Annotated in this window: 21 protein-coding genes; 14 read left to right on the top strand and 7 right to left on the bottom strand. The window is 67.4% G+C overall.

Features of this window, described 5'->3' with window-relative positions:
* Positions 1-6: 6 nt before the first annotated feature.
* The 5 genes from V9K99_RS21365 to V9K99_RS21345 all read left to right on the top strand — a co-directional run bounded on the left by V9K99_RS21365 (position 7) and on the right by V9K99_RS21345 (position 6521).
* The gene (locus tag V9K99_RS21365; protein ID WP_337007109.1) at positions 7-1299 is read left to right on the top strand and encodes a sugar ABC transporter substrate-binding protein; all 1293 of its coding nucleotides are present in this window, start codon (positions 7-9) and stop codon (positions 1297-1299) included.
* 144 nt (positions 1300-1443) lie between these two features.
* Positions 1444-2280, top strand: coding sequence for a carbohydrate ABC transporter permease (locus V9K99_RS21360; protein ID WP_337007111.1), 837 nt, complete (start codon positions 1444-1446; stop codon positions 2278-2280).
* Positions 2277-3092, top strand: coding sequence for a carbohydrate ABC transporter permease (locus V9K99_RS21355; RefSeq protein WP_337007114.1), 816 nt, complete (start codon positions 2277-2279; stop codon positions 3090-3092). Before V9K99_RS21360 ends, V9K99_RS21355 begins: the two co-directional genes overlap by 4 nt.
* A gap of 17 nt (positions 3093-3109) precedes the next feature.
* Positions 3110-4687 (top strand): glucoamylase family protein, encoded by a 1578-nt coding sequence (locus V9K99_RS21350; protein ID WP_337007115.1) that lies wholly within the window; start codon positions 3110-3112, stop codon positions 4685-4687.
* 13 nt (positions 4688-4700) lie between these two features.
* Positions 4701-6521 carry a GH39 family glycosyl hydrolase gene (locus tag V9K99_RS21345; protein ID WP_337007117.1) on the top strand — a complete coding sequence of 607 codons (1821 nt, stop codon included), beginning with the start codon at positions 4701-4703 and terminating at the stop codon, positions 6519-6521.
* Here the strand turns inward: V9K99_RS21345 and V9K99_RS21340 are convergent.
* Entirely contained in the window at positions 6427-7188 is a 762-nt protein-coding gene (locus V9K99_RS21340) for a FadR/GntR family transcriptional regulator (RefSeq protein WP_337007119.1), read from the bottom strand. The two genes, V9K99_RS21345 and V9K99_RS21340, sit on opposite strands and share 95 nt — an antisense overlap.
* A gap of 199 nt (positions 7189-7387) precedes the next feature.
* Here V9K99_RS21340 and V9K99_RS21335 point away from each other — a divergent pair, with 199 nt between their 5' ends.
* Genes V9K99_RS21335 through V9K99_RS21320 form a run of 4 tightly spaced genes read left to right on the top strand, consistent with a single transcriptional unit; the run spans position 7388 to position 11774 of the window.
* Positions 7388-8665, top strand: a complete 1278-nt coding sequence (locus tag V9K99_RS21335) for an ABC transporter substrate-binding protein (RefSeq protein ID WP_337007121.1) — start codon at positions 7388-7390, stop codon at positions 8663-8665.
* The gene (locus V9K99_RS21330; RefSeq protein ID WP_337007123.1) at positions 8665-9612 is read left to right on the top strand and encodes a carbohydrate ABC transporter permease; all 948 of its coding nucleotides are present in this window, start codon (positions 8665-8667) and stop codon (positions 9610-9612) included. The genes V9K99_RS21335 and V9K99_RS21330 overlap by 1 nt, the downstream gene beginning before the upstream one ends.
* Positions 9602-10450 (top strand): carbohydrate ABC transporter permease, encoded by an 849-nt coding sequence (locus tag V9K99_RS21325; RefSeq protein WP_337007125.1) that lies wholly within the window; start codon positions 9602-9604, stop codon positions 10448-10450. The genes V9K99_RS21330 and V9K99_RS21325 overlap by 11 nt, the downstream gene beginning before the upstream one ends.
* A gap of 25 nt (positions 10451-10475) precedes the next feature.
* On the top strand, positions 10476-11774 hold the full coding sequence (locus tag V9K99_RS21320; protein WP_337007127.1) for an alpha-L-fucosidase: 1299 nt from the start codon (positions 10476-10478) through the stop codon (positions 11772-11774).
* 119 nt (positions 11775-11893) lie between these two features.
* Here V9K99_RS21320 and V9K99_RS21315 read toward each other — a convergent pair whose 3' ends face one another.
* Both V9K99_RS21315 and V9K99_RS21310 read right to left on the bottom strand, forming a co-directional pair.
* A complete protein-coding gene (locus tag V9K99_RS21315) occupies positions 11894-12403 on the bottom strand; it encodes a MaoC family dehydratase (RefSeq protein ID WP_337007129.1) in 510 nt (169 codons plus the stop codon).
* Positions 12404-12545: 142 nt separating this feature from the next.
* On the bottom strand, positions 12546-13103 hold the full coding sequence (locus tag V9K99_RS21310) for a general stress protein (protein WP_337007131.1): 558 nt from the start codon (positions 13101-13103) through the stop codon (positions 12546-12548).
* 75 nt (positions 13104-13178) lie between these two features.
* On the opposite strand from V9K99_RS21310, the gene V9K99_RS21305 reads away from it, so the two are divergent.
* Positions 13179-14285 (top strand): magnesium and cobalt transport protein CorA, encoded by a 1107-nt coding sequence (locus V9K99_RS21305; RefSeq protein WP_337007133.1) that lies wholly within the window; start codon positions 13179-13181, stop codon positions 14283-14285.
* Positions 14286-14472: 187 nt separating this feature from the next.
* Positions 14473-15501 carry an ArsR/SmtB family transcription factor gene (locus V9K99_RS21300; protein ID WP_337007135.1) on the top strand — a complete coding sequence of 343 codons (1029 nt, stop codon included), beginning with the start codon at positions 14473-14475 and terminating at the stop codon, positions 15499-15501.
* A gap of 69 nt (positions 15502-15570) precedes the next feature.
* Here V9K99_RS21300 and V9K99_RS21295 read toward each other — a convergent pair whose 3' ends face one another.
* Together V9K99_RS21295 and V9K99_RS21290 are read right to left on the bottom strand one after the other, a co-directional pair.
* Positions 15571-16761: an acyl-CoA dehydrogenase family protein gene (locus V9K99_RS21295; RefSeq protein WP_337007137.1), complete on the bottom strand. Its 1191-nt coding sequence runs from the start codon at positions 16759-16761 to the stop codon at positions 15571-15573.
* Positions 16762-16898: 137 nt separating this feature from the next.
* Entirely contained in the window at positions 16899-18353 is a 1455-nt protein-coding gene (locus tag V9K99_RS21290) for a serine/threonine-protein kinase (protein ID WP_337007139.1), read from the bottom strand.
* 120 nt (positions 18354-18473) lie between these two features.
* Between V9K99_RS21290 and V9K99_RS21285 the strand changes: the two genes are divergently transcribed.
* A complete protein-coding gene (locus V9K99_RS21285; protein ID WP_337007141.1) occupies positions 18474-19136 on the top strand; it encodes a peptidylprolyl isomerase in 663 nt (220 codons plus the stop codon).
* Positions 19137-19140: 4 nt separating this feature from the next.
* On the opposite strand, the gene V9K99_RS21280 is transcribed toward V9K99_RS21285, so the two are convergent.
* Complete coding sequence (locus tag V9K99_RS21280; RefSeq protein ID WP_337007145.1) at positions 19141-19536, bottom strand: hypothetical protein; 396 nt, start codon at positions 19534-19536, stop codon at positions 19141-19143.
* 151 nt (positions 19537-19687) lie between these two features.
* Between V9K99_RS21280 and V9K99_RS21275 the strand changes: the two genes are divergently transcribed.
* Entirely contained in the window at positions 19688-20362 is a 675-nt protein-coding gene (locus tag V9K99_RS21275; RefSeq protein WP_337007147.1) for a TetR/AcrR family transcriptional regulator, read from the top strand.
* A 39-nt stretch (positions 20363-20401) separates the two neighbouring features.
* Positions 20402-20989, top strand: a complete 588-nt coding sequence (locus tag V9K99_RS21270; protein ID WP_337007148.1) for a VOC family protein — start codon at positions 20402-20404, stop codon at positions 20987-20989.
* A gap of 11 nt (positions 20990-21000) precedes the next feature.
* Here the strand turns inward: V9K99_RS21270 and V9K99_RS21265 are convergent, their stop codons facing one another.
* Positions 21001-21960: an HpcH/HpaI aldolase/citrate lyase family protein gene (locus V9K99_RS21265; protein ID WP_337007150.1), complete on the bottom strand. Its 960-nt coding sequence runs from the start codon at positions 21958-21960 to the stop codon at positions 21001-21003.
* Positions 21961-21971: the final 11 nt, after the last annotated feature.

Genomic DNA, 21971 nt, shown 5'->3' with positions numbered 1-21971 from the left:
ACACAGATGATCACCCACAGCATCCGCCGCCGGCTGGTGATCGGCAGCGCTGCGATCACCGCCACTGCCCTTGCCCTGGCAGGGTGTGGCAGGTCGGAGGACACCCCCAGCGGGAGTCCACAGGCGACCACGACGGTCAGCGAAGGGCCGGCCACCGGCAACCTGACCGTCTGGGCGATGGGCACCGAAGGCGAGAACCTGCCCAAGCTGATGCAGGAGTTCCAGCAGGCCAACCCGGGCGTGAAGGTCACCGTCACGCCGATCCCGTGGGACGCCGCGCACAACAAGTTCACCACCGCGATCACCGCGCAGACGCTGCCGGACGCCGCGATGGTCGGCACCACCTGGATGGGCGAGTTCGCCGACCTCGGCGCTCTCGACCCGACCCCGGCGGGCTTCGACAACGCCGGCTTCTACCCGGGCGCGCTGGACACCACGAAGGTCGGCGGGACGCAGTACGGCGTTCCCTGGTACGTCGAGACGCGGTTGGTCTACTACCGCAAGGACCTGGCCGCGAAGGCCGGATTCAGCACGCCGCCGACCGACTGGGACGGCCTGAAGGCGATGGCGAAGGCGATGCAGGAGAAGGCCGGCGCCAAGTACGGGATCAACCTGCAGCCGGGCGGCAACGGGTCCTGGCAGACGGTGATGCCGTTCGCCTGGTCCGCCGGCGCGAACATCACCGGTGACGACCAGAAGGCGTTCACCTTCGACACGCCGGAGATGCAGGAAGGGCTGAAGTACTACCAGAGCTTCTTCACCGAGAAGCTGGCCGGTACCGACCTGCCGCCGAACCAGACCGAGGCGCAGTTCGTCAGCGGCCAGGTGCCGATGTTCATCTCCGGGCCGTGGATGGCCGGGTCGGTGGCCAAGCTCGGCGGTGACGCGATCAAGCCGAACATCGGGGTGTTCGAGATCCCGAAGAACAAGACCTCCACGTCGTTCGTCGGCGGCTCCAACTTCGTCGTGTTCAAGACGTCGAAGAACAAGGACAGTGCCTGGAAGCTGGTCAAGTTCCTGTCCGACGCCAAGACGCAGGCCAGCTGGTTCAAGATGTCGTCCGACCTGCCCGCGGTGAAGAGCGCGTGGGAGGACCCGAGCATCGCGAGTGACCCGCTGCTGCCGGTGTTCGGCAAGCAGCTCGAGTCCGCCAAGGCGCCGCCGGCGATCGTGAACTGGGAGCAGGTCGCGACCGTGTTCGACACCGAGGTGGAGAAGATGGCCAAGGCCGGCCAGTCCCCCGCCGACACCGCCAAGGCCATCCAAACCCAAGCCTCGTCGATCGGCACAGGTAGCTGATCGACGATGAGCCAGAAGACGGTTCCCGACGGGGCGCTGCGTGCCCCGTCGGGAGGAAAGAGACGATCGCCGCCGCTGACCGACAGGCAGGGCGCGCGGCGGCGCGGCCACCTCGATCGGCAGACTGGGACTGCGTGGATCTTGGTGTTGCCGTTTGCCGTGCTGTTCCTGGCGTTCACGGCCGGGCCGGTGATCGGGTCGTTGCTGACCAGTTTCACCGATATGCGGCAGCGGGACCTGCGGACGCCGTTCGCGGTGAACGGGGTCGGGTTCGACAATTACATCAAGGCTTTTCAGGATGAGACGTTCCGCAAGGCCGCGTTCAACACCGCGTACTTCGTCGTCATCGGCGTACCGCTGACACTGCTGGTCGCCTTGGCCGCCGCGGTATTGCTGGACCGCGGGCTGAAGAAGTTCCAGGGCCTGTTCAAGGTCGGCTACTACCTGCCGGTGGTGACGTCGATCGTCGCGATCGCGGTGATCTGGCGGTTCGTGCTGGCCCCGGACGCAGGCTTGGTGAACACGATGCTCGGCTGGTTCGGCATCGAGGGGCCGAACTGGCTGGCGTCGAAGACGTGGGCGATGCCGTCGCTGATCGCGATGGCCGTCTGGCGGAACTTCGGGTCCGCGATGATCATCTTCCTGGCCGGGCTGCAGGGGATCCCGCAGTCCGTCGAGGAGGCCGGCCAGATCGACGGTGCGAGCCCTTGGCAACGGTTCCGGTACCTGATCCTGCCGTTGCTCCGGCTGACCATCCTGTTCAACTGCGTGACGACCGGGATCGGCTACCTGCAGTTCTTCGAGGAGCCGTTCGTGATGACCGACGGCGGTCCGCTGAACAGCACGCTGTCGGTGTCGATGTACACCTACGAGCAGTTCGGCTTCGGCAACTACGGCCTGGCCACGTCGATGGCCTACCTGCTGTTCGTCGTCATCGCCGTCGTCACGTTCATCCAGTTCCGGCTGCTGAGGGAGAAATGATGCGCCGTACCTGGTGGATCTACCTGATCGGCGTGCTCGGCCTGATCGCCGTGGCGGCGCCGTTCGTCTGGATGCTGCTCGGCAGCTTCAAGACCCAGGGCGAACTGCTCCGGGTCCCCCCGACCTGGTGGCCGGACCAGCCGACCATGCAGAACTACAAGGACCTGTTCAACAAGGAAAGCTTCCCGCGCTACTTCTTCAACTCGACGCTGGTCGCACTGGTGGTGACGGCCGGGAACCTGGCCTTCTGCTCGATGATCGGCTATGCGCTGGCCAAGCTGCGGTTCACCGGCCGCAACGCCTTGTTCGTGCTGGTGATGGCCACCTTGATGATCCCCGGCATGGTCACCTTCGTGCCGTTGTTCGTCCTGGTCACCAACGCCGGGATGGCGAACAGCTACCCCGGCCTGATCCTGCCGTTCCTGGTCTCGCCGTTCGGCGTGTTCCTGATGCGGCAGTTCTTCCTCGGGCTGCCGGACGACCTGATGGACGCCGGCCGGGTGGACGGCAGCAGTGAGCTGGGCATCTTCGCCCGGATCATGCTGCCGCTGACCAAGCCGGCCCTGGCCACGCTCGGCATCCTCACCTTCCTCGGATCCTGGAACAACTTCCTCTGGCCGCTGGTGATCGCCCAGACCCAGGACAAGTACACCCTTCCCGTCGCCCTGGCGCTGTACTCGAAAGGCCAGAACGCGCAGAACTACGGCCTGTTGATGGCCGGCGCGGTCGTGGTCGTCCTACCAGTGCTGGTGATGTTCCTGATCTTCCAGCGCCACGTCACCAAGGGCATCGCCGTCACCGGCCTCAAATAGACCTTTCTGGAGACAAGATGACCGCCAACATCAGTCGCCGCACCCTGCTCACTGCCACCGGCTCCGTCGCTCTCATCGGCGCCACGAGTGGTACGACGTACGCCGGAACACAAGACCCCGGCGCGCTGCTCAAGGGCAACTGGCGCCCGACCACAGCCGATCGTGCACTCGTCGGCCGCTGGGCCCGGGACACCTGGCGCAGCCTGGTCGCGATGACCGACGAGACGACCGGCCTGCCCGCCGACAACATCGGCGACTCCGTGACGAACCCGGTCCGCAGCCGCTACACCTCGCCCACCAACATCGGCGGCTACCTGTGGAGCACGGTTGTCGCCCGCCACCTCGGCATCATCTCGCCGCACGAGTCGCTCCGCCGGATCACGCAGACCCTCACGACGATGTCGAAGGTCGACCATCACGACCCGAGCGGCATGTACTTCAACTGGTACGACGAGTCGACCGGCGAGGTGCTGACCACGGACCCGGACGGGACCAAGCCGATCACGCCGTTCGTCTCGAGTGTCGACAACGGCTGGTTCGCCGCCGCGTTGATGGTCGTGCGCAACGCCGAGCCGGGTGCCCGCCACCTCGCGGACCCGCTGCTGCGGAAGATGAATTTCGCCTTCTACTACAACCCCGCGGCCAGGCCGGGCGGATTGATGCGCGGCGGCTTCTTCGAGACCCCGCCGCCGGACGAGGAGACGGACAAGGGCAACCACGCGGGTGTCGGCCCGGACGTGTACTACCGCAAGTTCCACTACGACACGTGCAACACCGAGGCACGCATCGCGCCGTACATCGGGTTCGCCCTCGGTCAGGTCCCACACACGCAGTACTTCGCCACCTACCGGACCTTCCCGGACTCCTGCGACTGGTCCTGGGTGGAGCAGCGGCCCAAGGGCGTGCACCGCACCTATCTCGGCCTGGACGTCTTCGAGGGCACGTACTCGTACCGCGGGATGCGGCTGGTGCCGTCCTGGGGCGGTGACATGTTCGAGTCGCTGATGCCCGACCTGTTCATCCCGGAGTCGAAGTGGGCGCCGCGGAGCTGGGGGATCAACCACCCGCTGACCGTCCGGGCGCACATCGAGCACGGCCTGGACGACGCCAAGTACGGCTACTGGGGCTTCTCCCCCGCCTCGAACCCCAAGGGCGGTTACTCCGTGTACGGCGTCGACGCGATCGGGATGGATCCCGGCGGCTACCCGTCCGACCTGGAGGCGACGAACTACGACGCCGGCTTCGAGGGCTGCCGTGAGGGCACGAACCCGAACCCGACCTTCGGCGACGGCGTGGTCACTCCACACGCGGCGTTCCTCGCCATGCAGTACGCGCCGCGGCAGGCGATCGACAACCTGGCCCGGATCGAGAACAACCTCAAGGCGTACGCCGGCGGTGGCTTCTACGACTCGGTCGCGGTGAAGTCCGGGACGATCGCCAAGCGGTACCTGTCGCTCGACCAGGCGATGGTGATGGGTGCCATCGGCAACGTGTTCGCGGACGACGTGATCCGGCGGAACTTCAGCAGCCGGACGGTCGAGCAGAGGATCCGGCCGCTGATCGCGATGGAGCAGTTCGAATCCGGCCTCGAGTAACGGGAGACACTTGATGCAGCACGACGAAGCCAAGGCCGACTGGGACGCACGGATCGCGGTCCGCAGTGACGAGGAGCGGGGATTCGCCTTCCCGGACCTCGATCCGCCCAAGGAGGTCAGCGCGATCGGCGGCGCCGGTCAGGTCACCATCGACTGGTCGCCGGTGGACGGCGCGGTGGGGTACCTGATCCTGCGCGGGACCGGCGAACACGGCCCGCTCGAGCCCGTCGACCACCACAGCGGTGACGTCCTGTCGGTCCCGGCACCGCCATACGTCGACACCACGTGCACCCCGGGGACGCCGTACCGGTATGCCGTCGCGAGCGTTCCCGAGGTGACCGTCGCCGGTCGCGCGAGTGCCGTCGTCGGTGCGGTGCCGTTGGTTGCCGACGGCACGGTTCCGGTCGTGTCGGTGACTGTCGATGCGGCTGCCGAGGGCTCCGAGCTGGCGGCGCCGTGGGTGCCGATGGTCGGCAGCGAGCGGCTCAGTCAACTGCTCTGCACCGACCTCAGCGGCGGCCGGGAGATCGGCGTCGAGCTGGAGCAGGCGCTGCGCCGGATGCATGACGAGATCGGGGTCCGGACAGTCCGGGCGCACGCGATCTTCCACGACGACACCCGCGTCTACACCGAGGTCGACGGCGAACCGTCGTACGACTTCTCGGTCGTCGACGCGATCTACGACAAGGTGCTCGCGATCGGGCTGCGGCCGGTGGTCGAGCTCGGATTCATGCCACGCGATCTGGCGAGCGACCCGTCGAAGATGGTGTTCGCGTACGGCGCGATCATCTCGCCACCCAAGTCCTACCAGCGCTGGCACGACCTGGTCCGCGCGCTGGTCCTGCACCTCGTCGAGCGGTACGGCCTCGACGAGGTGCTCAGCTGGGACTTCGAGGTCTGGAACGAGGCCAACCTGGAGGTGTTCTGGTCCGGCACCAAGGCCGAATGGCTCCAGTTGTACGACGCGACCGCGGCAGCAGTGAAGTCCGTCGACGCGCGACTCGCGATCGGTGGACCGTCGTCGGCCGCGGCCGGCTGGGTCGACGATCTCCTGGCGCATGCGGCCGCGAACGGATCACCGGTGGACTTCGTGTCGACGCACACCTACGGCAGTCCGCCGCTCGACGTGCAGGCCTCGCTGGATCGGCACGGGTTCAGCGACGCGCGAATCCTGTGGACCGAGTGGGGGGTGACGCCGACGCACTTCAACCCGATCAACGACTCGGTGTTCTCCGGCGTGTTCCTGCTGCGCGGCATGCGGTCGGCGGCCGGGCGAGTGGACGCGCTGGCCTACTGGGTCGCGTCGGACCACTTCGAGGAGCTCGGCCGCCCACCACGTTTCCTGCATGGCGGTTTCGGTCTGCAAACCGTTGGTGGACTGGCGAAACCGCGGTATCACGCGATGAACCTGCTGAGCCGGCTCGGTCCGGTCGAGCTGCCGGTGACGCTGACCGGTGACGGCGGCGGGAGCCTGGTGGAGGCATGGGCGTCGCGTGATCGTGACCGGATCGCCGTACTGCTGTGGAATCTCACCCTCGACCAGACCAAGGCCGACGGTGCGCCAGAACTGTCCAGGACGGTCCACGTCGAGCTGCCCGGCGTGGATCCGTCCTGGCAGGCAACGGCGACCACACTGGGTATCGGTGTCGGTGATGTGGCGGCCGCCGCGCGGGAGCTCGGGATCGGCGACTGGCCGACGGATGAGGAGCTCGCCGAGCTGGCCGAACGCAGCCGGCTGGTCAGTACTCCACTGGAGTGGAACGGCTCAGCACTCGAGGTGACTTTGCCGATGCCTTCCGCCGTGTTGGTGGAGGTTCAACCCCGTCGAGGTTGACCGCGTCCTGGATCCAGCGTTCGACGCCGGCGATGTGCACCGTCGCCCAGGACCTGGCCACCTCCGGCTCGCGCCCCTCGATCGCGTCGAGGATCGCCCGGTGTTCGGCCAGTGTCTGGGCGACGGCGTCGTTCTGGGTCAGGCCACGCCAGATCCGGGCCCGGTAGGTGGGCTGGCGCAGGCTGTCGATGATCGAGGCAAGCGCGCGGTTGCCGCTGCCGACCGCGAGCAGCCGGTGGAACTCCACGTCACTGGCCAGCAGGTCCTCCACCGACGGCTCCGGGCCGAGCTCGTCCAGGAGCTTGCGCAACATGGCGATGTCCGCGTCCGGCATCCGCAGGGCGGCTCGCGCGGCCGCGGCCGGCTCGAGGATCCGCCGTACCTCGAAGAACTCCAGCACCGACGCGTCCTGATGCAGGTCGAGGACGAACCCCATCGTCTCCATCAGCAGCGCCGGATCGAGACTGGTCACGAACGTGCCGTCACCTTGACGGACCTCGAGCACCCGGATCAGCGCGAGCGCCTTGACCGCTTCGCGCAGTGAACTCCTGGACAGGCCGAGGCGCGCGGCCAGGTCCGGCTCGCGGGGCAGCCGGTCGCCGGGCCGCAGCTCGCCGGTCACGATCATCTGCTTGATCCGGTCGATCGCCTCGTCGGTGACCCGCACACACACCTCCTGACCTGACCGGTGGAGACATCCGATGTCCGCAGCGCACACATCGGATGTCTGGGCGAGTTCAGCATGTTCAGAAAATCGTATTGACCCTGAAATAAGGCCACGAACTGTTGACTCATGTCAAGACTACGGCATATAGATCGGATGAATTAATTCGTTTCTTCGAGGACCAGTTCCCCTGGAGGTCAGGATGTACCGAACACCAGCGCGAGCCCGCCGCTGGGCGATCGCCACCTTGTCGGCCCTCGCGCTGACGGCTGTGGCCGCGTGCGGGGGCAACGACGGCAGCGGCGGCGGTGGCGACAGCGGCGGATCCGCCGACAAGGCCGACCTGACCTGGTCGTTCTGGATCGGCGGCACCGAGGACCAGGCCGCCTGGCAGAAGGTCGCCGACCAGGCGACGACCGATCACCCCGGTATCACCGTCAAGCTCCAAGGCACCGACTGGGACAGCTACTGGTCCAAGATCGGTACCTTGCTGGCCGGCGGAAAGGCCCCCTGCATCATCGGCATGCAGAGCCTGCGGACCGCGTCGTACGCGGGCGCGATGCTGCCGCTGGACGATCTGATGAGCAAGTACGGCCTGAAGACCGAGGACTTCGACAAGCCGATCATGGACGGCCTCAAGGTGGACGGGAAGCAGATCGCGATCCCGTACGACTCCGGCCCGATGGTGATCTTCTACAACCGCGACCTGTTCAAGGCCGCCGGCGTGGCCGAGCCGAAGCCGGGCTGGACGATGGACGAGTTCAAGGCGGCCGCGAAGAAGCTGACCTCCGCCGGCAAGACCGGGCTGGTGACCCGCCCCAGCGACCTGGGGACCACGTCTTGGGTGCGGACGATGACCGGCGCGGAGCCGCTGGCCGACGGCAAGCTGAACCTGACCGACAGCAAGTTCGTCGAGGGGTTCACCCAGTACGCCGACTTCGTCAAGACCGACAAGATCGCGCCGCAGGTGCCGGGCGGCAACCCCGACTTCGAGACCCAGCAGTTCGTCGCCGGCAAGGCGGCGATGCAGCTGAACGGGCCGTGGTCGCTGATCGACACCAAGGGCAAGGTCAAGTTCCAGCTCGGCATCGCGCCGATCCCGGCCGGACCGGACGGCTCCAAGACCTACACCGCCGGCTCGGGCTTCGGCATCTCCCGGTCGTGCAAGACCCCCGACGCCGCCTTCCAGGCGATCATGTCGATGACGGGCGAGAAGCCGCTGACCACGCTGGCCGCGGCCGGCCGGGCGTACCCGGCCCGGATCGCCGCGCACCCGGCCTGGTTCACCGCGGCGGGGATCGACGGCGCGAAGGAGACGATCGACTACGCCTCGGAGAACTCGGTGCCGCTGGTCACCTCGAAGAACTGGGTCCAGGTGTCCGACCTGCTCACCCGCTTCGGGGTCCAGGCGCTGAACGGTGAGCTCCCGCCGGACCAGGCGCTGAAGACCATCCAGGACCAGGCAGGCGCTGGGTCCTGATGGTTGTGAACACCACCACGACCGCCGCACCGCCCAGTCCTCCCTCGCGGACGGACCGGGCGGAGCGGCGGCCCGCGCTGCGACGGGACGGGCGGTACGCCGGGCTCTTCCTGGCGCCGAGCCTGGCCGGGCTGGCCCTGTTCACGCTGTTCCCGACCGCGATGGCGCTGGGGATCAGCCTGTTCGACTGGCCGGTGTTCGGCGAGCGCAAGTTCCTCGGCCTCGGGAACTACACGCACCTGCTGGACGATCCGGTGTTCCGCCGGGTCGTGCTGAACACCACGCTGTTCGTGGTGCTGTACGTACCGCTGAACGTGGTCGTCTCACTCGGGCTCGCGGTCTGGCTGGGGCCGAAGATCCGCGGCCGGCAGGCGTTCCGGGTGCTGTTCTTCATCCCGGTGATGACGCCGATGGTGGCCAACGTGATGGTCTGGCGGCTGCTGTTCCAGCCCGGCGGCCTGATCGACAGCGGGATGCAGAGCTGGTTCGGCGTGAACGCCCCGAACTTCCTCGGGTCGTCGAACTGGGCGATGCCGGCGATCGTGGCGATGTCGGTCTGGCAAGGTTTCGGCTACAACTTCCTGGTCTTCTCCGCCGCCATCGACCAGGTGCCGCAGTCGCAGCTGGAGTCGGCCCAGATCGACGGTGCCGGGCCGCTGCAACGGTTCCGGTACGTCACCTGGCCGATGATCACGCCGTCGATCTTCTTCGCCACCACGATGACGCTGATCACCTCGTTCCAGGTGTTCGCCCAGCCGTTCATCCTGACCCAGGGCGGTCCGGGTGTGGCCACCCAGACCATCGTCATGTACGTCTACAACCAGGGCTGGCAGTTCCTCACGATGGGACTCGCGTCGGCCGCGGGCTGGGTGCTGTTCGTGATCATCATGGGCATCACCGCGATCCAGTTCATCGGCCAGAAGCGGTGGGTGCACTATGACGTCTGACAGCAACGCCGTCGCCCGCAAGGTCCGCAGCGGCGTCTCGCACATCCTGCTGATCGGGGTCGCGATCGTCTTCCTCGGCCCACTGGTGTACGCCGTCTCGGTCTCGCTGAAACCGGCCGACGAGGTGTTCACCCCGACGCCGGAGCTGTTCGGCTCGGAGATCCGCTGGCAGAACTACGCCGACGCGTTCACCTTCGCGCCGTTCGGCCGCTACTTCATGAACAGCCTGTTCGTCGCGATCGTCGGCACCCTCGTCGTGGTGGTCGCGTCGAGTATGTCGGCGTACGCGTTCGCCCGGCTGAAGTTCAGGGGCCGTGAGCAACTGTTCGTGCTGTTCCTGGGCACATTGATGGTGCCGCAGGAAGTGCTGATCGTGCCGATGTACTGGCTGATGCAGTCACTCGGCTGGGTGGACAGCTACTGGGCGCTGATCCTGCCCTGGGCGTTCACCGCGTTCGGCACCTTCCTGCTCCGGCAGTTCTTCCTGACCGTCCCGATCGAGCTCGAGGAGGCGGCCCGGGTGGACGGCTGCGGGCCGATCGGCTCGTTCCTGCGGATCATGCTGCCGCTGGCCCGGCCGGCCATCGCGGTGCTGACCGTGTTCACCTTCATCAGCTTCTGGGGCAGCTTCCTGTGGCCGCTGATCATCGTGAACAGCGTCGCCGAGAAGGGCACGGTGCCACTCGGCCTGGCCCAGTTCGTCGGCCAGCAGGGCACCCAGTGGAACCTGATGATGGCGGCGTCCGTGCTGGCGATGCTGCCCACCGTCCTGCTCGTCGTCCTCCTGCAGAAACACCTTGTCCGCGGCCTCCTCGTCACCGGGCTGGGTGGCCGATGAACCATCTATTCCAAGGAGTATCGAAATGACCGACGCGCCTCCCGCGTCCTCTGTCGAGAAGTTCCGCGACTGGCGGTTCGGCCTGTTCATCCACTGGGGCCTGTACGCGCTGCCCGCCCGGCACGAGTGGGTGAAGAACCGCGAGCGGATGACCGACGAGGACTACCAGCCGTACTTCGACCACTTCGAGCCAGACCTCTACGATCCGCGGAAGTGGGCCGCCGCCGCGCGGGCGGCCGGCATGAAGTACGCCGTACTGACGACGAAGCACCATGAAGGCTTCTGCCTGTGGGACTCCGCGGTGTCCGACTACACGGTCGCGAAGACAGCCTGGGGCAAGGACCTGGTCGGGCCGTTCGTCGAGGCGTGCCGGGCCGAGGGGCTCGGGGTCGGCTTCTACCACTCGCTGATCGACTGGCACCACAAGGAGTTCCCGATCGACGTCGTCCACCCGCAGCGGTACGACGAGGAGGCGCAGGCCAAGGCGGCCGGGCGGGACGTCCAGGTGTACGCCGACTACCTGCACGCGCAGACGCGCGAACTTCTGACCAACTACGGCCCGATCGACATCATGTGGTTCGACTTCTCCTACCCGAACCGCAACCGCGAGGACGGCCTGCCGGGGCCGGGCAACGGCAAGGGCAAGGACGAGTGGCGGTCCGAGGAACTGATGGCGATGGTCCGGGAGCTGCAGCCGGACATCCTGATCAACGACCGGCTGGACATCCCGGGCGACTTCGTCACCCCGGAGCAGTACCAGCCGGACGGCCCGATGATGCGCGACGGGCAGCCGGTGCTGTGGGAGGCCTGCCAGACGCTCAACGGCAGCTGGGGCTACGACCGGGACAACCTGGACTGGAAGTCGCCCGAGCTGCTGGTGAAGATGCTGGTCGACTCGGTCTCCAAGGACGGCAACCTGCTGCTCAACGTCGGCCCGACCGGGCGGGGTGAGTTCGACCCACGAGCGCTGGCGACGCTGGCGACGATCGGTGAGTGGATGCGGCTGCACGAGCGGTCGGTGCGTGGCGCACGGCCCAGCGAGTTCACCGCGCCGCCCGACAGCCGGTACACGCAGAAGGGCAACCGGCTGTACCTGCACCTGTTCTCGTGGCCGATGGGTCACGTCCACCTGCCCGGCCTGGGCGGGAAGGTGAAGTACGCGCAGTTGCTGAACGACGCGTCGGAGATCAAGCGGATCGTCAACGACCCGCACCAGACGGCGCAGAACACCCGCATGGGCGGTCAGTCGGCCGACACCCTGACACTCAAACTCCCGATCCAGAAGCCGGATGTCCTGGTGCCTGTGATCGAGCTGTTCCTCTAGACGATCGGTCCGCGGTGGCGACCCGCTGGTTGGCTGGCCCATCAGAGGGTGGGTTGGCTAGCCGGATTCCGGTTGGCCAACCCACCGCGGGGTGGGCCAGCCAACCAAAGGCGACGGGGTCAGTCGCGGTCGATGGGGGTGGGGCGGCCGGGTTGTTCGCCGCCGCGGGCCTCGAGGTAGCTGTTCTTCGGGACCATCACCTTGCGGCGGAACAGGCAGACGACGGTACCGTCCTGCTTGTAGCCCTTGGTCTCGACGTACACCACGCCGCGGTCGTCCTTGGACTTCGACTCCCACTTGTCCAGCACCACGGTCTCGCCGTAGATGGTGTCGCCGTGGAAGGTCGGGGCGACGTGCCGGAGCGACTCGATCTCCAGGTTGGCGATCGCCTTGCCGCTCACGTCCGGGACCGACATCCCGAGCAGGATCGAGTAGATGTAATTGCCGACCACAACGTTCTTGCCGAACTGGGTGGTTTCCACCGCATAGTTCGCGTCCAGGTGCAGCGGGTGGTGGTTCATCGTGAGCAGGCAGAACAGGTGGTCGTCGTACTCGGTCACCGTCTTGCCCGGCCAGTGCTTGTAGACCGCCCCGACCTCGAACTCCTCGTAACTGCGCCCGAACTGCATCCTTCGGCTCCTTATCCGCTGGCCCCGGAGCCCATGCTGCCGAATCCGGACGTGACTGGGCAGTAGCCCGCGCGTGGCCTACCTCTCAACCGGGCGAGACCTTCGTCACCCGGTGCATCAGGTCAGGGCATCCGGTCCGGCGTCAGTCGTGCGGCTGCTGGATCGGGGTCTGCTGCTGAATCGGCTGCTGCGCCGGGTGCTCGGGCAGCCGCGGGTTCACCTCACCCTTGAGGGCGAGCTTGGCCAGGTGGTTGCGGGCCTCCTCGGCGTACTTGAAGTCGCACAGTACGTCGTACGTCGTCGCGACCACCGCGGTCCGGGAGGTGAAGTCGCGCCGGCCGGCGGACTGTGCGTAACCGAGGCCGCCGAACACCAGGCCGAAGAAGGCACCGAGGATCACACCGGTCAGCACCGCGGCGATCCAGTTGCCGGTGGTGAACAGGCCCAGCAGCAGACCCACGAACAGACCGAACCAGGCACCGCTGGCCACTCCGGCGCCCAGCGCCTTGCCCCAGGTGAGCCGGCCGGTGATCTTCTCCACCTGGCGGAGGTTGTTGCCGACGATGGTGGTGTGCTCGACCGGGAACTTCTCGTCCGAGAGGTAGTCGACAGCGCGCTGTGCCTCCCGGTAGGTGTCATAGGTCCCGATTGTCAGGCCGCTCGGCCGGGGGTCCATCGAGGGCATGCCCTGCGTGGTCATCGTCGTTCCTCTCCACGTGCTTCCACCCCCATCATTGCCGACGGCTGGTTACCGCGCCTTGATAGCCTCGCCGTGATGACCGGGCGACGGTGGGACATGGGCGCGACACGCCGGATCGGACGTGTCTTCGCGCGGCGTCCGCCGGGGGTCCCGGAGGCGGTCGACCTGGTCGCCAGCGGCAAGCTGGACGGTGCTCTGGTCGACTGGGCGTTCTACCGCGCCGGCCGCCGCGACACCAAGGTCAACTCCTACACCGAGGCGCTCAGCCGGGCCCGGCGCGGTCAGGGGTTCGTCTGGATCGGCCTGTTCCAGCCGAACCGGCGGCAACTGAGCATCATCGGCGAGGAGTTCGGCCTGCACCCGCTGGCCCTGGAGGACGCCGCCGAGGCACACCAGCGCCCCAAACTCGAGCGGTACGACGACACACTGTTCGCCGTACTCAAGACAGTCAGGTACGTCCCGCACGGAGACCTGACCGCCACCAGTGAGGTGGTGGAGTCGGGTGAGGTGATGGTGTTCTGCGGGCCTGGGTTCGTGGTCACGGTGCGCCATGGTGAGCACAGTGAGTTGGCTGGGCTCCGGCAGCGGCTCGAGCAGGAGCCGGAACACCTGACCGCCGGTCCGGGCGTCGTACTGCACGCCATCGCGGACCATGTGGTCGACCGGTACCTGGAGGTCGCGGACGCCGTACAGGCCGATATCGACCTGATCGAGAGCGAGATGTTCACCCCGCGCGGCTGGCGGAACATCGACCGGGTCTACCAACTCAAACGCGAGGTGCTGGAGCTGAAGCGGGCGGTGGCGCCGCTGACCGGGCCGATGCGGTCGCTGTCGACGCTGCGGCACCCGCTGATCAGCGACGAGACCAGGAACTACTTCCGCGACGTCGACGACCACCTGCTGCGGGTGAAGGAGCAGGTGATCTCGTTCGACGAGCTGCTCAGCTCGATCTTGCAGGCCGGGCTGGCCCAGGTGCAGGTGGCCGAGAACGAGGACATGCGGCGGATCGCGGCCTATGTCGCGATCCTGGCGGTGCCGACGATGATCGCCGGGATCTACGGGATGAACTTCGACAACATGCCGGAACTGCGGATGAAGTACGCGTACTTCGTCGTTCTCGGCGTGATGGCCACCGCGTGCACCGTGCTTTACCGGCTGTTCAAACGCAACCACTGGCTCTGATCGCTGCGCTGGCAACCTTTTGCCATGGCCGCCACTACCGACCTTTTGGAATGTTCAAACGGTTGTGCGCCGATTGAGCCCCTTGATTGAATGCGGCCATCGCATTCGGTCAGCGATTCAGCACAATCTGCTACCGACGGCATCGGGGGATGTCGTGAGCAGTCAGCAGCACCAGGGAGGTTCCGCCGTGTTACGTATCCACTTCACGCCGCGGGACCTCGCGCGCGTCACGGTCGCCGCCACCCCGGCACCGCTGTGGGAGGTGCTGCTCAGCCTGCACATTCTCCAGCAGTCCGACGGCCGGCTGATCTTCGACGACTGGCGCCGGCACGTCCGGGCCAAGGTCGCGCCGGACCAGATGCGCCTGCTGCTGGAGCTGACCCCGCCGAAGGGCTACTCCCCCGACTTTCTCACCCCGGCCGAGGCCGCGCCGGACTTCGAGAGCACGCTGGAGCTGACGCTGGCGACTCCACGCGAGGAGATCCGCAACCAGTTGGAGCTGTTGAGCAAGTACCGCCCGGTGTCACCGTGGACGCGGGAGCTGGCGCAGGGTGAGCCGGCCTCACTGCACAAGCTCGGCCGGGCCATCCGGACCTACCACGACGCCGCAATCGCGCCGTACTGGAAGTCGATCGGGACACATGTGTCGGCCGACCACGCGCATCGCGGGGAGGCGCTGTCGCGGCACGGGGTGGACCGGCTGCTGTCGACACTGCATCCGCGGGTGCGGTGGGTGGCTCCGGTGCTGCAGGTGCTGGACATGCACGACCGCGACCTCTACCTGGACGGGCGTGGCATCCAGCTGCAGCCGTCCGCCTTCTGCTGGCAGGTGCCGACCAAGCTGCGCGACCCAGAGCTGAAGCCGATCCTGGTCTACCCGATCCACCACGCGCCAGGCATCCTGCGGCAGCACTCCACGGACGACGCGCACCCCTTGAGCGACCCGCTGAGCTCGCTGCTCGGCTCCACCCGTGCGGCCGCGCTGGAAGCGGCTGTGTCGGGATGTACGACGACTGAGCTGGCGAAGCGCTGCAACATCTCCCCGGCCGCTGCCAGCCATCAGGCGACGGTGCTGCGGGAGGCCGGGCTGATCACCACCCGCCGGGACGGTGCATCAGTCCGTCACGAGGTCACGCAGCTGGGCATCTGGCTGCTGTCCGGCCACGGCTCCGGCACTCTCCGCCAACCGCAGTACGAGTCGCAATTGACCGCCTAGACCCTGCCCCGCCGCGTGCTTGGGCCGACCGGCACCGCCCCGCCCGTCGACCCAGGCACGCCGGCTGGTTCAGAGCTTGTAGTCCTCGAGGAGGCGGCGGCCGATGATCATCCGCTGGATGTCCGCCGTACCCTCGCCGATCAGCAGCATCGGCGCCTCCCGGTAGAGCCGCTCGATCTCGTACTCCTTGGAGAACCCGTACCCGCCGTGGATCCGGAACGAGTCCTCCACCACCTGGTGGCAGTACTCGCTGGCCAGATACTTGGCCACGCCTGCCTCGAAGTCGTTGCGGGAGCCGGCGTCCTTCTTCCGGGCCGCCTTCACCATCAGCTCGTGCGCGGCCTCCACCTTCACCGCCATGTCGGCCAGCCGGAACAGCACCGCCTGGTGCTCGGCGATCTTCTTCCCGAACGTCTCCCGCTGCTGCGCGTACGAGATCCCCAGCTCGAACGCGCGCCGCGCCACCCCGCAGCCGCGGGCGGCCACGTTCACCCGGCCGACCTCGACCCCGTCCATCATCTGGTAGAAGCCCTTACCCGGTACGCCGCCCAGGATCTGGCCGGCGTCGATCCGGTAGCCGTCGAAGACCAGCTCGGTGGTGTCGACGCCCTTGTAGCCCATCTTCTCGATCTTGCCCGGCACGACCAGGCCCTTGTCGACCTCGCCGAACCCCGGCTCCTTCTCGACCAGGAAGGTGGTCATGTTCTTGTAGACCGAGTCCTGCCCCTCGTCGGTCTTCACCAGTACGGCGACCAGGTTGCTCGAACCGCCGTTGGTCAGCCACATCTTCTGGCCGTTGACGACGTAGCTGTCACCGTCCTTGACCGCCTTGGTCTTGATCGCGGCCACGTCCGACCCACAGCCGGGCTCCGACATCGAGAACGCGCCGCGCACCTCACCGGTCGCCATCCGCGGCAGGTACTTCTGCTTCTGCTCGTCGGTGCCGTGCTGCAGCAGCATGTACGCCACGATGAAGTGCGTGTTGATGATGCCGGACACACTCATCCAGCCGCGGGCGATCTCCTCGACACACAGCGCGTAGGTGAGCAGCGACTCGCCCAGGCCGCCGTACTCCTCCGGGATCATCAGGCCGAACAGGCCCAGCTCCTTGAGGCCCTCGACGATCTCGGTCGGGTACTCGTCGCGGTGCTCCAGCTCGGTGGCGACCGGGAGGATCTCCGACTCGACGAACGCGCGGACCGTCTTCAGGATCTCCTCCTGGATGTCGGTCAGCCCGTCGGTCTGCTGCAACCTGCTCATCGTCGGCTCCTTGGTGTCGGTGCGCCTTACCCGCGAGTATCGCGATACTCAGCATCCCGGCACCAGGCCGACACCCGCTGTGACACCGACCACCCCCCGGAGGTCGCGTGCCTCACTCCGGTACGACGGGCCGCCTGCTAGTCACCCTGGTTGCGCTCACCGTCACCCTCGCCGTCCTGCTGAGGCAGAACCTGTGTCAGGGCGGCGAACAGTGCCGAGATCTGCGGGGTGGTCTGCCACCGGTTGTTCCGCTGCGCCTCGATCAGCCGCTGCCGGGCATCGTAGAAGTTGCTGGCCGCGACCGCGGTCTTGTCGTTGTCCAGCGCTTCCGCGGCCTGGTCAAGGTCCCGCGCGGCCTCGCGCGGAGCCTTGCTCCGGCTCCCTTGCTCAGTCTGCCGGACCAGCGCGGCCAGCGTGCGCAACATCTGCACCGTCGCCCCCCGCGGGTTCTGGGTCTGCGTCGGCGTCGGCTTCTTCGTCGGCGTCTTCGAGGGTGTCGGCTTCGGTGTGGTCTTCGGCGCGGTGCTGGCCTTCGCCGCCGGCGCTGACGGCGTTCCACCGGCCGCGGCGGGCGGGTCGGTGGTCACGCTCTCGCGCAACATCAGACCGCCGATGACAGCAGCCAGGACGACACCCATCGCCACGAGCACCTTTGCGAACGGGATGCCCTTCCGCGGGGCGCGGTGGGTTCCAGTGGTGGCCGGCTCGTCCTCCCAGGTCCCCACGCCGAGCGCGTCTGCTGGGGTTTCGACCTGCTCAGCAGCCGGCAGGAACGGCAGCACCTGCGTGTTCGGTGGTTCGGTCAGCAGGGCGGTGACTTCAGCGGCTGAGGACGGGCGGTCCTCGGGGTTCTTGGCCAAGAACTGGAGGACCAGATTGGCGAGTGCGGGCTCCACGTCGGCCCGGTTGATGGGCGCCGGGGCAGTGTCCAGGTGCTGGCGCATCACCGACTCCACGGTCGGCCCGGTGAAGGGCGGCGTACCGCTGAGGAGTTCGTAGAGGACGCAGCCGAAGGAGTACCAGTCGCTGGCCGGTGTGGCGGACTGGCCGCGGACCTGCTCGGGTGAGACGTAGGACGCCGTACCCAGGAGCACTCCGACACCTGTGGTCTCCGTTCCGGCGCCCTTGGCGATGCCGAAGTCGGTGATCTTCAGAGTGCCGTCCGGCGCCAGCAGGAGGTTGCCTGGCTTCACGTCCCGGTGCACGATGCCGGCCGCGTGGGCCGCGTCGAGTGCCCGCGCGCCCTGGGTGGCGATGTCTGCGACCAGTTTGCCGGTCGGGAGGCCCGACGTACGCATCAATTGGGCCAGGTCCGGGCCGGACACGAGTTCCATCACCAGGAACACGTGCTCATCCGCCGCGCCCACGTCGTACGTCGCCACGACGTTCGGGTGCATTAGCCGCGCGGCTGCCTGCGCCTCGGCGCGGAACCGCTCGACCGCGTCCATCGGGTCGCCTTCGAGCCGCCGGAGCAGCTTCACCGCGACCTGCCGGGCCAACACGGTGTCCTCGGCCTGCCACACCTCGCCCGCGCCGCCTCTGCCCAGCAGGGTCAGCAGCCGGTAACGCCCAGCCAGTACCTCGCCGTTCACAAACACACACCTTCCGCAGCGGACCGCAACACCTTAGGCAACGCAGGCGTTTGAGAGCGAGTTCTGGCCCGATTCCTTGAAGAACTCCGCACAGAGCGACCGGAGTACTACGGTGAGCTCATGAAGCGAACGATCACCGCCCTGATCGCGGCCGCCCTGGTCGCCGCGACGTTGACCACCACCACAGCCACCGCCGCACCGGTACCGGCCGGTCACCCGAAGCCGGTGGCGAAGTGCGAGTTCACGCCGACGCCGGAGAACCCGGCCGCCAAGCCGGTCCGGATCCCGTCGCCGGTCGCCCGTGCGAAGGGCACGGTCGACGTGTACTTCGTGACCAACTACGGACCGTTCGTGGTCCGGATGGACCGGGCCAATGCGCCGTGCGGGGTGCACAACTTCGTGCACCTGGTGAAGAGCCGGTTCTACGACCTCACCCAGTGCTTCCGGCTGACCAACTCGGCCCGGCTCGGGGTGCTGCAGTGCGGCGACATCTACCGGCAGGAGGAAGGCGGCCCGGGGTACAAGTTCCCGGACGAGGTCACCGGCAAGGAGACCTACCCGCGCGGCACTGTTGCCTACGGCAACCAGGGACCGGGGACCAACGGCAGCGAGTTCTTCGTCGTCCACTCGTTCGCCAACATCGCCCCCAACTACACCGTGCTGGGTCACGTGATCGCCGGCATGTCCACCTTCGACCGGATGGTCGCCGCCGGGATCGCCGACCCCGACCAGGACGGCCCGCCCGCCAAGCCCATCCACATCCACAAGGTCTGGGTCGGCTAGCCGATCACTTCGAGCGCAGGCTCTTGAACATCCGCAGGAAGACGATGTTGACCAGAGTGATCCCGAGCCACATGGCGAACACGGCATCCGATTCGGCGTGAGCGCCGGCCGTCAACCAGACCGAGCCGCTGACGCCGAGCAGGAGGGAGAAGACCGGAACGGCCAGATGTGAGTTGTCGGGCTGGCCCTCCCGGCCGTGCGGCTGCAGCTGGCCCGTCGCCGGTTGCCGCGCGACCGCGCCGACGCCGTGCTGCGCCAGCCTGGCATCCACCTGCTGATTGATGGACTCCGCGGCATTGGCGACGAAGGATTCCAGTACGGCGCGCTCGTACTCAGGCCCCAGCTCCTTGCGGACCTCGTACGCCGCGGACGCGTCGTTGCGGAAGTCGAAAGCAACCATCGCGCACTCTCCAGGCTGAGAGGTGTACGGCGTACACCCGGATACATTGACGGTAGGGTGTACGCCGTACACCTGTCAAGGGACGCAGCGCACGAGAGGAGCCAGGGACATCGCCACGCAGCTCGAAGCCGGCGCGCATCTTCGGGTGCCGTTGAGCAAGGAACGGATTCTGGGCACCGCCGTCGACCTGGCTGATGCCGGTGGTGTCGACGCCGTCAGCATGCGCAAGATCGCGCAGGCGCTCGGCGTCGTGCCGATGGCGCTGTACAAACACGTGCGCAACAAGGACGAACTGCTGGACGGCATGATCGACGCGATCGTCGGTCAGATCGATCCGCCGGCTGCGGACACCGAGTGGAAGACGACCATCCGGCAGCGGATCCTGTCGGCCCGCCGCGTGCTGCTGGCTCACCCCTGGGCGTCCCGGGTCATCGAGGAGCGGACCAGGGCGCGCACCGACCCGACCCCGGCGGTGATGGACTACATGGAATCGATGATCGGGATCTTCCGGGCCGGAGGCTTCTCGATCGACCTGACCCACCATGCGCTGCACGCAATGGGCAGCCGTCTGCTGGGCTTCTCCCAGGAACTGTTCGAAGACACCGCCGGCGCAGGCCCGGATCCGGCACCGCCGCCGCCAGAGCTGGCCGAGCAGTATCCCCACATCACCGAACTGGTCATGGCGATCACCCATGAGCAGGGCTCCGTCGTCGGCCCGGGGTGCGACGACCAGTTCGAGTTCGAGTTCGCCCTGGACCTCCTCCTGGACGGCCTCGACCGGCTACGCCAGGGGGAGGGTAATTCGGCGGCCCCCGGGCTAGCTTGAGGTGTGGGTACACGCGGACGGCCAAGGCATCCCGACGTATTGACGCCCGCTGAGTGGCGGGTGGTCGACATGGTGCGGCACGGGATGTCGAACCGGGACATCGCGCGGCGGCGTGGGATCAGCGTCGACGCGGTGAAGTTCCACGTCGCGAACGCGCTGCTGAAGCTCGGCCTGGACCGCCGGGCCGAGCTTCGGACCTGGCGCGGCGTACCCGCCGACAGTGCCCTCAAACGACGACAGGGAGCCCCGGCCATGGCAGTGCAGCTAGGTGTGATCGGGCAGATCGCCCGTCCGGTCGGTGACATCCAGACCGCGGTCGACTTCTACGGCAAGGTGCTCGGGCTGCCGCATCTGTACACGTTCGGGAACCTGGCGTTCTTCGACTGCGGCGGCACCCGCTTGTTCCTCAGCGCGAACGACGGACCGGTCGGCGAGCCCTCGGTCCTGTACTTCCAGGTCGACGACATCCAGGTCGCGTACGACGAGCTGCGCGGCCGCGGCGTCGAGTTCGATAACGCGCCCCACCTGATCCACAAACATGACAACGGGGTCGAGGAATGGATGGCCTTCTTCCCCGACCCCGACGGTCACCTGCTCGCGATCATGGCGCAGGTCGCGCCCGGCTAGTCCGTCGCCGCCTAGTCCTCGGGCTGCCAGATGTCGGTGCGGGTCATGCCGGCGGCGCGGCCCTTGGCGGAGATGACGAGGGCCATCTTGCGGGAGGCCTCGTCGATCATCTCGTCGCCGAGCATCACCGCGCCGCGGGCGCCGCCGGCCGCGGAGGTGTAGTGGTCGTAGGCGTCGAGGATGTTCTCGGCGTGGTCGTAGTCGTCCTGGCGCGGCGAGTAGACCTCGTTCGCGGCGGCGATCTGGTCCGGGTGGAGCACCCACTTGCCGTCGAAGCCGAGCGCGGCCGATCGGCCGGCCACCCGGCGGAACCCGTCGACGTCCTTGATCTGCAGGTACGGCCCGTCGATCGCCTGCTTGCCGTGTGCGCGCGCGGCCATCAGGATCTGCATCAGGATGTAGTGGTAGGCGTCGCCCACGTCGTACCCGGGCGGCTGCTCGCCGACCACCAGCGACTTCATGTTGATCGACGCCATGAAGTCGGCCGGGCCGAAGATGATCGTCTCGACCCGCGGCGAGGCCTGCGCGATCGCGTTCACGTTGGTCAGGCCGAGCGCGTTCTCGATCTGCGCCTCGATGCCGATCCGGCCCGCTTCCAGGCCGTGCACCTTCTCCAGCTGGGTGAGCAGCAGGTCGAGCGCGACCACCTGCTCGGCGGTCTGCACCTTCGGCAGCATGATGCAGTCGAGATTGGCACCGGCGCCGCCGACGACCTCGATCACGTCGGCGTAGGTCCACTCGGTGGTCCAGTCGTTCACCCGGACCACGCGGAGCTTGGTCCCCCAGCCGCCCTCGTTCAGCGCGGCGACGATGTTCTTGCGCGCGTCCACCTTGGCGATCGGCGCGACCGAGTCCTCCAGGTCGAGGAACACCTGGTCGGCGTCCAGCCCCTTGGCCTTGGCCAGGAACCGCGGGTTCGACCCCGGGGTAGCCAAACACGACCGCCTGCTGCGCAAGATCTGTTCCGCCATCACCGTTCCCT

The organism is Kribbella sp. CCNWLW201, assembly GCF_037203805.1.
In the GTDB taxonomy this organism is placed as follows: domain Bacteria; phylum Actinomycetota; class Actinomycetes; order Propionibacteriales; family Kribbellaceae; genus Kribbella.
This window is presented reverse-complemented; position numbering and strand designations above follow the sequence as displayed.